General features: G+C 70.8%; 6 protein-coding genes. All 6 read left to right on the plus strand.

The genetic code is table 11. The features are described from left to right. Window positions 1-2 precede the first annotated feature (2 nt). The 6 genes from argE to SK095_RS17610 all read left to right on the plus strand — a co-directional run bounded on the left by argE (window position 3) and on the right by SK095_RS17610 (window position 15491). A complete protein-coding gene (gene argE, locus SK095_RS17585) occupies window positions 3-1172 on the plus strand; it encodes an acetylornithine deacetylase (RefSeq protein WP_136489811.1) in 1170 nt (389 codons plus the stop codon). 142 nt (window positions 1173-1314) lie between these two features. Beyond that, window positions 1315-2613, plus strand: coding sequence for an amino-acid N-acetyltransferase (argA, locus tag SK095_RS17590; RefSeq protein ID WP_136489810.1), 1299 nt, complete (start codon window positions 1315-1317; stop codon window positions 2611-2613). 209 nt (window positions 2614-2822) lie between these two features. Beyond that, window positions 2823-3317, plus strand: a complete 495-nt coding sequence (locus SK095_RS17595) for a DUF11 domain-containing protein (protein WP_136489809.1) — start codon at window positions 2823-2825, stop codon at window positions 3315-3317. A gap of 205 nt (window positions 3318-3522) precedes the next feature. Further along, a complete protein-coding gene (locus SK095_RS17600; RefSeq protein ID WP_320546997.1) occupies window positions 3523-6192 on the plus strand; it encodes a hypothetical protein in 2670 nt (889 codons plus the stop codon). Window positions 6193-6314: 122 nt separating this feature from the next. Next, a complete protein-coding gene (locus tag SK095_RS17605; RefSeq protein ID WP_320546998.1) occupies window positions 6315-12146 on the plus strand; it encodes an SdrD B-like domain-containing protein in 5832 nt (1943 codons plus the stop codon). A gap of 3 nt (window positions 12147-12149) precedes the next feature. After that, entirely contained in the window at window positions 12150-15491 is a 3342-nt protein-coding gene (locus tag SK095_RS17610) for a hypothetical protein (protein ID WP_320546999.1), read from the plus strand. Window positions 15492-15501 lie beyond the last annotated feature (10 nt).

The raw sequence follows: 15501 nt of genomic DNA on the forward strand, positions 1-15501 counted from the left end.
CCATGCCCCTTCCCAGCCTCAAGCAGCAGTTCGCCGAGCTGATCGCCCTGCCGACGGTGAGCTGCACCCAGCCCAGCCTCGACCAGCCCAACCGCCCGCTGATCGAGCGCCTGGCCGGCTGGCTGACCGACCTCGGCTTCGCCTGCGAGATCCAGGACATCGCTCCCGGCAAGGCCAACCTGCTGGCGACCTACGGCTCCGGTCCCGGCGGCCTGGTGCTGGCCGGGCACAGCGACACCGTACCCTTCGACGCCGCGCTGTGGCGGAGCGACCCGCTGGCCCTGCGCGAGGCCGACGACCGCTGGTATGGCCTGGGCGTGTGCGACATGAAGGGCTTCTTCCCGCTGATCATCGAGGCGGTCAAGCCGCTGCTCGACCGGCCGTTCCGCCAGCCGCTGCTGATCCTCGCCACCTGCGACGAGGAAAGCTCGATGAGCGGCGCGCGCGCCCTGGCCGAGGCCGGCCGCCCGCTGGGCCGCGCCGCGGTGATCGGCGAGCCGACCGGCCTCAAGCCGATCCGCCTGCACAAGGGCGTGATGATGGAGCGCATCGACATCCATGGGCAGAGCGGCCATTCCTCCGACCCGACGCTCGGGCGCAGTGCGCTGGAGGCCATGCACGCGGCGATCGGCGAGCTGCTCGCCCTGCGCGGCCAGTGGCAGAAGGAGTTCAGCAACCCGCTGTTCAACGTGCCGCAGCCGACCCTCAATCTGGGCTGCATCCACGGCGGCGACAATCCCAACCGCATCTGCGGCCAGTGTGCCCTGGAGTTCGACCTGCGCCCGCTGCCGGGCATGGACCCCGAGCAGCTGCGCGCGGCGATCCGCGCCAAGCTGCAGCCGCTGGCCGAGCAGCGCGGCGTGCGCATCGACTACGGGCCGATCTTCCCTGGCGTGCCGCCGTTCGAGCAGGCGGCGGACAGCGAGCTGGTGCGCCTGGCCGAGCGCCTCACCGGCCAGGCGGCCGAGGCGGTGGCCTTCGGTACCGAGGCGCCCTACCTGCAGCAGCTCGGTTGCGAGACCATCGTCCTCGGCCCCGGAGACATCGCCTGCGCCCACCAGCCGGACGAGTACCTCGACCTGGCGCGCATCGCGCCGACCGTCGAGCTGCTGCGCCAGCTGATCGGGCATTATTGCCTCGACGCCCAACCGACGCCGCCGGCGCGAACTTGATCCGATCGCTCCCACGCTCCCGCGTGGGTGCGTCGCCCGGGACGCTCGGCGTCCGCTTTTCCATGGCCGGGGACGCCCAGCGTCCGGGCCGGGTGCCTGCGCCGGAGCATCGGCACCCCCAGTACCCACAGGCAGGTTCTTCATGCACGACTACGTCAACTGGCTGCGCCACGCCACCCCCTACATCAACGCCCACCGCGACCGCACCTTCGTGGTCATGCTGCCGGGCGAGGGGGTCGAGCACCCCAACTTCGCCAACATCGTCCACGACCTGGTGCTGCTGCACAGCCTCGGCGTGCGCCTGGTGCTGGTCCACGGCTCGCGTCCGCAGATCGAGGCGCGCCTCGCCGCCCGCGGCCTGGCGCCGCGCTACCACCACGGCCTGCGGGTCACCGACGGGCCTACCCTGGAATGCGTGGTCGAAGCGGTCGGCGGCCTGCGCCTGGGCATCGAGGCGCGCCTGTCGATGGACATGGCCGCCTCGCCGATGCAGGGCGCGCGCCTGCGCGTGGCCGGCGGCAACCTGGTCACCGCGCGGCCGATCGGCGTGGTCGACGGCGTCGACTACCAGCACACCGGCCTGGTGCGACGCATCGACCGCAAGGGCATCGAGCGCCTGCTCGACGAGCGGCGCATCGTCCTCTTGTCGTCGCTGGGCTACTCGCCGACCGGCGAGATCTTCAACCTGGCCTGCGAGGACGTGGCGATGAGCGCGGCCATCGACCTGCAGGCCGAGAAGCTGATCCTGTTCGGCGCCGCCCGCGGCCTGCTCGACGAGGCCGGCCAGTTGGTCCGCGAGCTGCGCCCGCAGCAGGTGCCGCCGCACCTGGCGCGCCTCGGCAGCGACTACCAGGGCGAGTTGCTCGACGCCGCTGCCCAGGCCTGCCGCGGCGGCGTGCGGCGCAGCCACATCGTCAGCTACGCCGAGGACGGCGCGCTGCTCAACGAGCTGTTCACCCGCGACGGCGCCGGCACCCTAGTGGCCCAGGAGCAGTTCGAGCAGCTGCGCGAGGCGGGCATCGACGACGTCGGCGGCCTGCTCGAGCTGATCCGCCCGCTGGAGGAGCAGGGCATCCTGGTGCGCCGCTCGCGCGAGGTGCTGGAGCGCGAGATCGGCCAGTTCAGCATCGTCGAGCGCGACGGCCTGATCATCGCCTGCGCCGCGCTCTATCCGGTGCCGGACTCCGACTGGGGTGAGCTGGCCTGCCTGGCCGTGCACCCCGAATACCGCCAGGGCGGGCGCGGCGACCAGCTGCTCGAACGCATCGAGCAGCGCGCCCGCGCCCAGGGCCTGAAGACCCTGTTCGTGCTCACCACCCGCACCGCCCACTGGTTCCAGGAGCGCGGCTTCAAGCCGTGCAGCGTCGACCGCCTGCCGCCGGCGCGCGCTTCGCTGTACAACTTCCAGAGGCAGTCGAAGGTGTTCGAGAAGCCGCTGTAGCGCCCGTCGCCGCCGGGACCGGTGTCCCGGCGCGCGGACTGTCCCGATTTCGGGATGGTGTTTCCTGATGTTTTATCTTGTTGTGTGAAATGGTCGTCCTTATCCTTGACGAGCAGGCCATGTTTTTGACGAAACGGAGTGCTGGAAGCCATTGCCGAATCACATGGTCGTGATTTTTTGACGGATCGCGTTTCGCCGAGGATGCTTCGATGACTGTGTTCAGGATGTTGCTGCCCCTGCTGGTGGCTGTAGTACCGGCTGCTCCCGCCCTGGCCGAGGTTGACAGCTTCATGGAGGCCCTGCGGGTCATCGAGGATCAGGATGGACGCGAGACCTTCGAGGAAGCCAGGTCGGCGCGTCCCGGCGAAGTCATCGAATACCGCCTCACCTACAAGAACAGCGAAAGCACCCCGGTCTCCCAGCTGAAGGTCAAGGGCCCGGTGCCCGCCGGCACCCGCTACGTGGCGGACAGTGCCCGCAGCGACGTGCGCGCACGCCTGCGCTTCAGCCACGACGGTGGCGTCACCTGGCAGGCCGCTCCGCTCAAGCGCAAGGCTGCGGACGGCAAGGGCGAGGAAGTGGTGCCGCCCGAACACTACTCCCACGTGCAGTGGACTGCCGGACAGCCCCTCGAGAAGGGCAAGCCGCAGACCTATTCCTATCGCGTCCAGGTCGCCGAGCCGGAGAAGCCCGGCACGCCCTGACCGCCCGCCGATCGCCCGCCCATAGCCAGGCCGCGCCCCCGCACCGGGGCATGGCGGCCGGCCTGCGCGCGCTTTCCACGCATCCGACCCCGTCGACCGGTTTCCGGCGGCCTGCCCGGCAGGCTGTCCATCCCTGCGCTCGTCGCGACTTCCCAGCCCAGTAGAGCCAAGGGCGTTCTGCGCCTGCAATCAAGGAGAGTGTTCCATGACAGAAACAATACCAGGAGGTGTCGGCGGGAATGCCGGCACCATTCGATCGATGGAGTGGCAGAAGAGGATCTGGCTCGCCCTGATCGTCGTGCTGACCCTGGCGGTGAGTGCGCTGCTGTCGGCGCAGGCCTTCGCCGCCGCACCGCCGGCCGGCTCGATCATCGGCAACCAGGCCACCGCCAGCTACGTGGACGTGGGCGGCAATGCCCGCACCACCACCTCCAACCTGGTCGAAACCAACATCCTGCAGGTGGCCGGCGTGGACGTCGAGTCCGACCAGAACAAGGTCGCGGCGCCCAGCTCGACCATCTACCTGCCGCACACCGTCACCAACACCGGTAACGGCAACGACATCTACGATCTGGTCGCGGCCCAGGTGGCCGGCGGCGGCTTCGCCTTCGGCAGCATAACCGTCTATGCCGATGCCGACGGCGACGGCGTGCCGGACAACTTCGATGCGCTCGCCGTGACCCCGACCCTGCCGGCGGGCGGCAGCTACAACGTCGTGATCGCCGCCCAGGTGCCGGCCGGCGCCCTGGCTGCCCAGGCCAGCCAGCTGACCCTCACCGCCACCAGCCAGTACACCGGCAGCGTGACCGACACCAACACCGACACCGTGACCGTTTCCGGCGACGTGGCCGTGGTGCCGGTGACCAAGGCGCTGAGCCTGCAGTCCGGTCCGGTGGGCAGCGAGGTCGAAGTCACCCTGACCTATACCAACAACGGTACCCGTGCCGCCACCGACCTGACCCTCACCGACCTGCTGGACAACCGCTACGAGTACGTGGCCGGCACCGGTCGCTGGAGCGTCAGCGGGACCGGCACCGCGCTGACCGACGACAACAGCGCCGATCCGGCCGGCATCGCCTACGAGGTGAGCGGGCAGAGCGTCGCGGCGGTGATCGCCAGCGTCGCTCCGGGCCAGTCCGGCTGGGTGCGTTTCAAGGCGCGCATCAAGGCGGCCACCGCCCCGGGCCTGGTGCCGAACAAGGCCACGGTCGCATACGGCAACGGCGCCACCACCGTCAGCGACGAGACCAACATCTCCAACTTCACCGTGACCCAGAGCGCCGCCGTCAAGCTTTCCGACGAGTCCTCGAGCAGCGATTCCGACGGCAACCAGAACGACGTGGTCAGCAGCGCCGCCGTGCCGCAGGGGTCGACCCTGACCTTCGACAACGTCGTGGTCAACCAGGGCAACGGCGTCGATACCTTCGACATCACCTACAGCAACGTCAGTTTCCCGGCCGGCACCAGCTTCCAGCTGCGCGGCGCCGACGGCACTCCGCTGACCGACAGCAACGGCAACGGCATCCCGGACAGCGGCCCGCTGGCGCCGGGGGCGAGCTTCCACGTGCACCTGCGCGTGATCCTGCCCAACAGCGCTGCCGGCAGCGGTCCGTTCGACGTGACCAAGACCGCCACCTCGCAGGTCAACCCGAGCGTGAAGGACAGCGTGACCGACCGCCTGCTGGCCATCACCGCCAACTCGGTCGACCTGACCAACGACAGCGCCGGCGCCGGCGCCCCGGGTGCCGGCGTGCAGCCGACCGGTGAAGCTGCGGCGGTGACCACCAACTCGGTGAAGCCGGGCCAGACCACGGCCTTCACCCTGTTCGTCAACAACAACAGCGCGGTGCTCGACAGCTACAACCTGGCGGCCAGCACCAACAACACCTTCGCCGCGCTGAGCCTGCCGGCCGGCTGGAGCGTGACCTTCCGCAACGCGGCCACCGGCGCGGTGATCAGCAACACCGGCACCATCGCTGCCGGCGCCAGCCTGCGGATCACCGCCGAGGTGGCCGTGCCGGCCGGCGCGACGCCGGGCACCACCAGCCTGTTCTTCCGTGCGCTGTCGCCGACCAGCGGCGCGCTGGACGTCAAGCACGACGCGGTGACCGTCGACCAGGTGGTCGACCTGTCGGTGACGCCGAACAACACCTCGCAGGTGTTCGCCGGCGGCCAGGTGGTCTACTCCCACACCCTGAACAACAACGGCAACGTCGGCGTCAGCGCTGCGTCCCTGAGCAACAGCGATTCCGCTGCGCTGTGGAGTTCGCTGATCTGGTACGACCTGGACGGCAACGGCGCCATCGGTGCCGGCGACGTGCGCGTCGACAACGTCGACGACATCCTGGCGGCCAATCCGGCGCTGGGCGCCACCCTGGCGCCCGGAGCCCAGGTACCGCTGCTGATCCAGGTGTTCGCGCCGTCCGGCGCCAACAACGGCGCGGCCAACACCACCTCGGTCGGTGTTTCCGCCGTCGGCGACGCGGACGCCACCAACAACCAGGCCACCGACACCTCCATCGTGGTGTCCGGCGACGTGCAGGTCATCAAGCGCCAGGCGCTGGATGCGACCTGCGACGGCACCGCCGACGGCAGCTTCACCGCCACCGGCCGCCTGGACGCCAGGCCGGGTGCCTGCCTGATCTACGAGGTCACCCTGCGCAACCTCGGCACCCAGCCGATCAGCGCGGCGAGCATCTCCGACACCACGCCGACCTTCACCAGCTACGTCGGCAACAGCGCCGTCACCGTGCCGGCCGGCAACGTCAACAGTGCTCCGGCCAACGGCGCCAGCGGCCAGGTGGTGGCGAACTTCGCCAGCGTGGCTTCCGGCAGCTCCGCGGTCCTGACCTTCCGCGTGAAGATCGACCAGTAAGCCCCCGGTGCCGGGGCCGGCGGGCGCTGCCCGCCGGGCCCGGCCCTTGCGAACAATCTGGCGCCGGGGGCTTCCCCGGTGCCGACTCCGGCAATCCCGTCCACGAGTTTCCGCGCCCCTCCATGCTGACTTCCGCCGACATGCCCGCAGTCGCGCTCGCCCATGGCACCCTCCGCATCCTGCGCGGGATCCTGTGCGGCCTGCTGCTGCTCGGTCTGGCCGTCGCTGCCTGGGCCGGCACCACCCCGTCGGCGGGCAGCCTGATCAGCAACCAGGCGCAGGCCGAATACCGGCAGACGGACGGCAGCCTGGTGCGCCTGCGCTCCAACACCGTGGAGACCGAGGTGGCGGCGGTGGAGAGCATCGCCCTGCTGCCCGACCTGGCGGTACGGAGTTCTGCCGGTGCGAGCGTCGCGCTCGCCCACACCCTGATCAACACGGGCAACGTCGCCACGACGCTGACCCTGCAGTTCGCCAACCGCAGTGGCGACGGTTTCGACCTCAACGAGCTGGCACTGACCCAGGACCTCAACGGCAATGGCCTGGCCGACGCCGGCGAGCCGTCGCTGCCGCCGGGCAGCAGCCTGACGCTGGCCGCGGGCCAGCGCCTCTACCTGCTCCTCACCGCCCGCGTGCCCGCCGCGCTCGCCTACGGTCGCCAGGCGCTCCTGCAGCTGTCGGCGCATGGCGCGGCCGGGGCTTCGGCCCAGGTCGACGACAGCGTCACCATCGACTCCACGGTCGCCCCGCGCCTGGACAAGGAAGTCACCCCGCAGACCGCGATCCCCGGCGCGACGCTGCGTTATCGCCTGGCGCTGAACAGCGGCGACGGCTGGCGGCCGAAGCCGGTGCTGGTGGATGGCGCCCTGCAGGAGCTGCTGCTGATCCGCGATCCGCTGCCGACCAACACCGAGTTCGTGGCCTTCGTGGCCGGCGGCGGCGCCCAGGCGCTGTACCACCTGGCCGGCATGCCGCGCGACGAGTACCAGAGCCAGGCGCCGGCCGAGCGCGGGCGCATCGACGCCATCGCCTTCGGCTTCCCCGCTCCGGCGGCGCTGAGCCAGGCCGAACTGGAGTTCGACCTGCGCCTGGGCGCCGCGGCCAGCGGGACCGTCGTCAACACGGCGACGGTGGAAGGCCTGGTCGGCGCGCAGGAGCAGCGCGTCGAGTCGAACCCGGCCCGGGTCAGCCTGCCGGTCCTGCCCGGCGTCCTGGATTACCGCGACCCGCGCCTGGTCGACAAGGTCACCCTGAGCAGCAGCGGCCTGCCGCTCAACCTGCGCGCCGAGGTTGCCGCCTGCAACCTCGGCGCCGCCAGCATCGAGAGCTGGCCGCTGAACCTCAGCACGGCGCTGTCCGGCGACCTGGAAACCCTGACGATCACCGAGACCGGCCCCAATACCGGCATCTTCGTGCTGACCAGCGTACCGACCGCGCCCTGGCCGCAGAATCGCCAGGTCAGCAGCGACGGCACCGTGCAGGTCGCCTCCAGCGACACGGTGACCGCCACCCTGAGCTGCGCCGGGCAGACGCTGGTGGCGGCCGTGCTGATCGACCCGGCCGGCGTGGTGTTCGACTCGCAGAGCGGCGCGCCGCTGGCCGGGGCCACGGTGCGCCTGATCGAGATCGGCGCGGCCGGCGAGCGGCCGGCCACGGTGTTCGACTTCAATGCCCAGCCGGCGCCGAGCAGCGTGGTGACCGGCCCCGACGGCCGCTACGAGTTCCCCCTGGTGGCGGCCGGCGACTACCGGCTGGAAGTCACCCCGCCCAACGGCTACCGCTTCCCCTCGCAGGTGCCGGCGGCGCAGCAGCCGGCGGGCCGGCGCATCGGCGACGGCTCGTTCGGCGGGCGCTTCCGCGTCGATGCCGCGGTGCTCCTCGACGTTCCCCTCGACCCCGGCACGCTGTCCGGCCTGGCCCTGCAGAAGCAGGGGGCACGCAACAGCGTCGAGATCGGCGAGACGCTGCGCTACACCCTGCGCCTGAGCAACAACACCGGCCGGGTGCTGGACGACCTGATCATCGAGGATCGCCTGCCGGCGGGCTTCACCTATCTGCCCGGCAGTACCCGCCAGGACCGCGAGCTGACGGTCGATCCGGCGCGCCTGCCGGGGCGCCGCCTGGTGTTCCGGGTCGGCAGCCTGGCCAGCGGCAGGAGCCTGCAGCTGGACTACACGGTCCGCGTCGGCAGCGGCGCCACCGCCGGCGACGGCATCAACCAGGCCCAGGCGCACAGCGGCGACGTTTCCTCCAACCTGGCGCGCTTTGCCGTGCAGATCGAGAAGGGCGTGTTCGCCGACGACGCCTTCATCCTCGGCAAGGTGTACGCCGACTGCGACCGCAACCGGGTGCAGGATCCCGGCGAGCCGGGGATCCCCGGCGTGCGCCTGTACCTCGACGACGGCAGCTTCGTGATCACCGACAGCGAGGGCAAGTACAGCTTCTACGGCGTGTCGCCGCGGACCCACAGCCTCAAGCTCGACCCCATCACCCTGCCGGCGGGCGCCGAGATGGAGACCATCGCCAACCGGCAGGCCGGCGATGCGCAGAGCCGCTTCGTCGACCTGCGAAACGGCGAGCTGCACCGCGCCGACTTCGCCACGGACTCCTGCGCGGCGCCGCTCCGCGAGGAGATCGAACGGCGGCGCAGCGTCGGCGAGACGCCGCCGGTGCGCAGCGAGGAGGAAGCGCTGACCGCGCACCTGCGCACCGAGGCGGCGCCGAACTACGACCTGCGCGCGCGCCCGGCCAGCGGCGTGCTCGATGCCGGTGGCCGGATAGTCGCCGAGACGCCGCTGGCGGCCTACGGGGCGGAGCGCGCGCGCCCGGCACGCCTGAGCGAGGCGCCGGTCAGCCGCTCGCTCAGCGTCAGCCTGGAGAGCCTGCTGCTCAAGCGCAGCGACAACCGCTTCGGCTTCCTGGACCTGACGGACGGCGACACCCTGCCGGGCACCGACCTGTCGGTGCGCCTCGTCGGCCGCGATGGCGCCTTCTTCCGCCTGCTGGTCAACGGCGAGGAAGTGCCGAGCAGCCGGGTCGGCCAGCGGGCGCGCATGCCCAGTCGCCAGCTGCTGGCCTGGGAGTACATCGGCGTCAAGCTGAAGCCGGGCAGCAACCGGCTGCGCGCCGAGGCGCTGGACGCCTTCGGCAACCTGCGCGAGTCCACCGAGATCACCCTGATCGCGCCGGGTCGCGCCGGCAAGCTCCTGCTGGTGCTGCCGCCGTCGGGCGGGGTCGCCGACGGCCAGACGCCGACCCCGGTGATGGTGCGCCTGCGCGATGCCGACGACGTGCCGGTGACCGCGCGCACCCTGATCACCCTGGAGAGCAGCGCCGGGCGCTGGGACGCGGAGGACCTCGATCCGCTGCAGGCGGGCGTGCAGACCCTGGTGCAGGGCGGCGAGGCGCTGTTCGACCTGATTCCGCCGGCCGATCCCGGCAGCGCCCGGGTCCGCGTCAGCAGCGGGGTGCTCGAGGCCGAGGAGCGGCTGGCCTTCACTCCCTACCTGCGGCCGCTGGTCGCCACCGGGGTGATCGAGGGGGCGGTCGGCATCAATCGCCTGTCGGCCGATGCCATGGCCGCGGTCAGCCCCGAGGACACCTTCGAGCAGGACATCCGCCGCCTCAGCGGGGGCGGTGGCGACAGCCGCGTGGGCGCGCGCGGCTCGATGTTCCTCAAGGGCAAGGTCAAGGGCGACTACCTGCTGACCCTGGCCTACGACTCCGACAAGGACACCCGCGACCGCCTGTTCCGCGATATCGAGCCGGAGAGCTTCTATCCGGTCTACGGTGACAGCTCGGTCAAGGGCTTCGACGCGCAGTCGACCAGCCCGCTGTACGTGCGCATCGACAAGGGCCGTTCCTACCTGCTGTACGGCGACTTCAACACCGCCGCCGATCCGCAGCCGGCCCGCCAGCTGGCTAACTACAGCCGCAGTCTCACCGGCGTGCAGCAGCACATCGAGACCGACCGCGTGGTGGTCAACCTGTTCGCCAGCCATGACAGCAGCCGCCAGCAGGTCAACGAGTTCCGTGCCCAGGGCATCTCCGGGCCCTACCGCCTGCCCGGCTCGGGCTTCCTGCGCAACAGCGAGCAGATCGAGATCCTCGTGCGCGACCGCAACCAGCCCTCGGTGGTCCTGGAAAGCCGCACGCTGACCCGCTTCGTCGACTACACCGTCGACGAGCTGGCCGGCTCGATCATGTTCAGCCGGCCGGTGGCCAGCGTCGACGCCAACCTCAACCCGGTGTTCATCCGCATCACCTGGGAGGTGGACAGCGGCGGCGAGACGTTCTGGGTCTACGGCGCCGATGGCCGCTACCGGCTCACCGAGTTCCTCGAGGTCGGCGGTTCGGTGGTGCGCAACGACGATCCGGTGGAGGGCTACTCGCTGTTCGGCCTCAACGCCACCGTGACCCTGGCCGAGGACCACAGCCTGACCCTGGAGGCCGCCCGCTCCGAGGAGGACCTGGGGAGCGCCGGCAACGCCTGGCGCGCCGAATGGCTGCGCACCGGTCGCGACGTCGAGGGGCGGGTGTTCGCCGCGCAGAGCGACGAGACCTTCAACAACCCCAACGCGGCGCTGAGCTCCGGGCGCCGCGAGCTGGGCGTCAACGCGGCGGTGCGGGTGACCGAGCAACTGCGCCTGAACGCCGAGGCGCTGCACACCGAGAGCCTCGACACCGGCGGGCGTCGCCAGGGCCTCTACGGCGGCACCGAGTATGCGCTGACGCCGCGCGTCACCCTGGCCACCGGCCTGCGCTACACCCGCGAGGACGAGGCCGCGCCTCTCGGCGAGAGCCTGGCCACCGGTGCGCGGGACGTCACCTCGGCCTACGGCAAGCTCGGCTGGAATCCCGACTTCCTGCCGCGCGCCAACGTCTACAGCGAGTACGAGCAGGACCTGTCCGCCTCCGCCAACCGCATGTTCGGCATCGGCGGCGACTACCAGATTAGCCAGCGCGGCCGCCTGTATGCCCGCCATGAACTGATCTCCAGCCTGAGCGGCGCCTTCGGCCTGTCCGAGCTGAGCGAGCAGCAGAACACCACGGTGTTCGGCCTCGACCACGACTACCGCGAGGACGGCAACGTGTTCAGCGAATACCGGGTGCGCGACGCCATCGACGGCCCCTCGGCCCAGGCGGCCATGGGCCTGCGCAACGGCTGGGCGCTGCAGCCGGGCTTGCGCCTGACCACCCAGTTCGAGCGGGTGCACCCGCTCGACGGCCTGTCCCAGGAGAACAGTGCCATCGCCCTCGGCCTGCACTACACGGCCAACCCGCTGTGGAAGGGCGGCACCCGCCTGGAATGGCGCGAGAGCGACACCGAGAACAGCCTGCTGCACACGGTCAGCTATGTGCGCCGGCTGTCGAGCGACTGGAGCTTCCTCGGCAAGAACACCGTGTCGCTGGTCGAGCGGCTGACCGACGACTCGGGGGACCTGCTGCGCAACCGCCTGCGTCTCGGTCTGGCCTGGCGGCAGACCGAGGTCAACCGCTGGAACTGGCTGGGGCGCTACGAGTCGCGCTACGACCGCGACGAGCAGGAGGACGAGCGCCGCCACGCCCACGTGCTGTCCAGCCACGTCAACTACCAGCCGCACCGCCAGTGGGTCCTGTCCGGCCGCTATGCCTTCAAGCAGGTGAACGACGACAATGGCGACGTCGACAACCGCTTCACCGGCCACCTGCTGTCCGGGCGAGTGCTGTACGACCTCTCCGAGCGCTGGGACCTGGGCTTCAACGTCAGCCGTCTGTTCGATCCGGGCAGCACCCAGTACGGCTACGGCGCCGAGGTCGGCTACCTGCTGGCGAAGAACCTGTGGGTGTCGGGCGGCTACAACTTCGCCGGTTACCACGACCGGGATTTCGAGGATGTCGACTACACGCAGCAGGGGCCCTATCTGCGCCTGCGCTTCAAGTTCGACGAAAACAACCTGCGCTGGCTGGAGTGAGCGATGAACCGGATGCTGCTGGGCCTGCTGCTGCTGGCCGTGGGGACGCTGGCCTGGGCCGAGGGCAGTCGCAACCTCTACCCGAGCGGGGCCCCGGGGCTGCGCGCCTGGCTGGAGTACAACTCCGGAGGGACGACTGCGCTCAGCTATGCCGGCATTCCGCGCAGGAACTCCATCGAGGTGTATGCCCAGGCCGGCGAGGTGATCGCCCTCGGCTCGAGCGCCCACGGCCTGGGCAGCACCGGTGGTATCCGCTACACCACGCCGAGCGGCGACGTCGATAATTGTCCGCGGGGCTCTACCGATCCGGGGCGTATTGCCGGCAGGGCCCAGGAGCTGGCCGGGCCGAACTACCCGGTGGGCAGCAAGCCCGCCGGTTTCACTCCGTGCCTAGTGACTGCCACTGAAACTGGCATCTGGCGGGTGGAGTTCCTCGGGCCGGTGGCGACCTCGGGCGACCCTGCCACGCTCCTGGCCAATACCAACTGGACGCAGGTTACCGACAAGGCCCTGATCGCCGCCTGGGATGTGACGGTGTTCAGCGGCAACACGCCGCTGAGTGGGCGGGTCTGGGCCGACTACCTGCCGATGAACTCCGGCGCCAACAACAGCAACTACCTCTACCTGAACGTCTACGTGCTGAGCAACGAGGGCTACCTGTTCAGCCAGCAGCAGGTGGTCGACCCCTTCGGCTACATCTTCTTCGCCAACAACCGCGGTTTCCTGTCGTCGTCGACCGGCAATCCGGTGTTCAAGTCGGTGAGTTCCCCGGGCGGCACCCTGCAGAGCGGCTACAGCTTCCACCGCCCGCACCAGCCCGACTCGGGGATCAACGTCACCCACAAGATCTTCTTCAATTCGCCGGCGAGCGACCTGCCGGCTGAGGCCAGCTACTGGGCAGGCGGCGACGACTGGCTGCGCCTGTCGGTGCCGATCCTGCCGCCGCAGGTCGAGGACGTGCGCTTCGTCGGCAAGGACGGCACCTCCGGCCAGGCGGCCGGGGTGGCCGGCGGCGGCGGCACCTTCTACTACACCAACGCGTCCAGCGAGACCCTGTCGGTGCGTATCGTCATTCCGCTGAGCGCCAACGGCGTCAACGTCGACCGGGTGCTGACCGGCGTCGCCTCGCCCGGCGAGGGCAGCCTGGTGTGGGACGGCCTCGACGGCGACGGCAACCCGATCTACACCAGCGGCACGCTGTCCTACAACTTCACCGCCACCCTGTTCGGTGGCGAGATCCACTTCCCGTTCTTCGACGTCGAGCGCAGCCAGCGCCTCACCGTGCGCCGCCTGAACGGGCCGTCCGCCGCCCAGTGGCCGGACGACCTGCTGTACTGGGACCACTCGCTGGTCCCCGGTACCGGCCAGCCGGCGCCGCTGGACAATCTCGAGGGACTATCCAGCACCGGCTCGCCGGCGATGAGCTACGGCAGCAACTGGGGCAACGACAAGGGGCTGGACGCCTGGACCTACGTGCCTTCCGACCAGCCGGCGTTCTCCTCCGAGGTGACCGTGCGCACCGCCGACCTGCGCATCGTCAAGACCGCCGATTTCGCCCCGGTGGGGCGCGGCGGTGCGGTGGCCTACACCCTCACCGTGGACAACCTGAGCAGCGACACCTTCGCCCGCGATGCGCGGGTGCAGGACAGTTTCGCCGCCACCCTGTCGGGGCTGCGCTGGAGCTGCGAGATCGTCGAGCCGGGGCTGCTGCCGGCGGATCAGGTATCGGCATGCGCCACGGCCAGCGGCACGGGCAACCTGGACGCGCTGGTCAGCCTGCGTGCCGGCGCCCGGGCGGTGTTCCGCATCCGCGGCACGCTGTCCGCGGCGGCCGGGGCGACGCTGTCCAACACCGCCACGGTGTCGCGGGCGGCCGATGCCGCCGACCCGGCGCTGGCCAACAACACTTCCACGGTGGTGATCGCCACCGAGCCGGGCCATGCGATTTCCGGCCAGGTCTACGAGGACCTGCAGGGCAACGGGGTGCGCGACGGCGGCGAGGACTGGGCGGCCGGCGCGCCACTGTGGGTCAGCCTGGTCCGCGATACCGGGGAGGTCGTCGAGTCGCTGCAGGTGAACGCGGGGGCCGGCACCTATGCCTTCGCCGGGGTTCCGGTCGGCCCCTACCGGCTGCTGGTGACCGATGCCGAGCTGTCGGCGAGCGTGGCCAGCCCGGCCGGCTTCCAGTTCGTCACCCCGGTCTCCGGCCGTCTCGACCTGGTCGTGGCCGGCGCTGCGAGCGGGCAGGACTTCGGCCTGCGGCGCGGCGGCAGCCTGCTCGAGGGGCGGGTGTTCGAGGACAACGGCGCGGGAGGCGGCATCGCCCACAACGGCATCCCGGATGGCGCCGAGAGCGGCCTGGCCGGCGTCGGCGTGCGCCTGCTCGATGCCGGGGCCACGCAGCTCGCCGAGACCCGGACCGCGGCGGATGGCTCCTACCGCTTCATCCTGCCGGCGACTGGCGGCGATCTCGAAGTGGTCGCCGACACCCCGGCCGGCTTTCTCTCCATCAGCGAAAGCGCCGGCAACATCGCGGCACCGGACAATCCCTCGCCGTTCGACGACCGTCTGCGCTTCACCCCGGCGGGCGGCAGCTACCAGGGCGTGGACTTCGGCGACGTGCGCGAGCCGGTTCTGGCGCCGGACCAGGTGCGCTCCTCCGCGCCGGGCAGCACGCTGTACCTGCCGCACACCTTCACCGCGCCCAGCCGCGGCAGCGTGCGATTCGCCGTGGCCGACCCGCTGCCGAATCCGGACATTCCCGGCTGGGATACCCGGCTGTTCGGCGATGCCAACTGCAACGGCAGCCTCGACGCCGGCGAGGCGGTGCTGGGCGCCGCGCTGGCGGTGAGCGCGGGGCAGCGCCACTGCCTGCTGCTGCGCGTGCTGGTGCCCTCGGGAGCGCCGATCAACGCCCAGTGGCGGGCCGCCTTGCGTGCCGAGATGAGTTATGCCGACGCGGCGGACCAGCCCCTGCGCAGCAGCGCACGCAGCGTGCAGGACCTGGTCACGGCCAGCGAGCGCGAGGCGCTGGTCCTGCTCAAGGCGGTCGACCGGGGCACGGCGATGGCCGGGGACGTGCTGACCTATACGCTGACCTATCGCAATGCCGGCGCCGACAGCGTCAGCGATGTGGAGATCCGCGACGCCACCCCGGCCTATACCGTCTACGTCGGCGGCAGCGCGGCGTGCCGCCTGCCGCTGCCGGCCGGCATCGCCAGCTGCACGACCAGCGAGGCGCCTGCCGAGGGCGGCGTCGGTGCGGTGGCCTGGCGTCTCGGCGGCGCCCTGCCGTCGGGCGCCGAGGGACGAGTCGAGTACCGGGTGCGGGTGGAGGGGATGTGAGCGGCCGCCC

The organism is Pseudomonas sp. AN-1 (assembly GCF_034057115.1).
Taxonomy (GTDB): domain Bacteria; phylum Pseudomonadota; class Gammaproteobacteria; order Pseudomonadales; family Pseudomonadaceae; genus Geopseudomonas.

Bases quoted from the DNA above. Each gene is read 5' to 3' on its own strand.
- argE (WP_136489811.1), top strand. From the start codon at position 3: ATGCCCCTTCCCAGCCTCAAGCAGCAGTTCGCCGAGCTGATCGCCCTG.
- argA (WP_136489810.1), top strand. From the start codon at position 1,315: ATGCACGACTACGTCAACTGGCTGCGCCACGCCACCCCCTACATCAAC.
- SK095_RS17595 (WP_136489809.1), top strand. From the start codon at position 2,823: ATGACTGTGTTCAGGATGTTGCTGCCCCTGCTGGTGGCTGTAGTACCG.
- SK095_RS17600 (WP_320546997.1), top strand. From the start codon at position 3,523: ATGACAGAAACAATACCAGGAGGTGTCGGCGGGAATGCCGGCACCATT.
- SK095_RS17605 (WP_320546998.1), top strand. From the start codon at position 6,315: ATGCTGACTTCCGCCGACATGCCCGCAGTCGCGCTCGCCCATGGCACC.
- SK095_RS17610 (WP_320546999.1), top strand. From the start codon at position 12,150: ATGAACCGGATGCTGCTGGGCCTGCTGCTGCTGGCCGTGGGGACGCTG.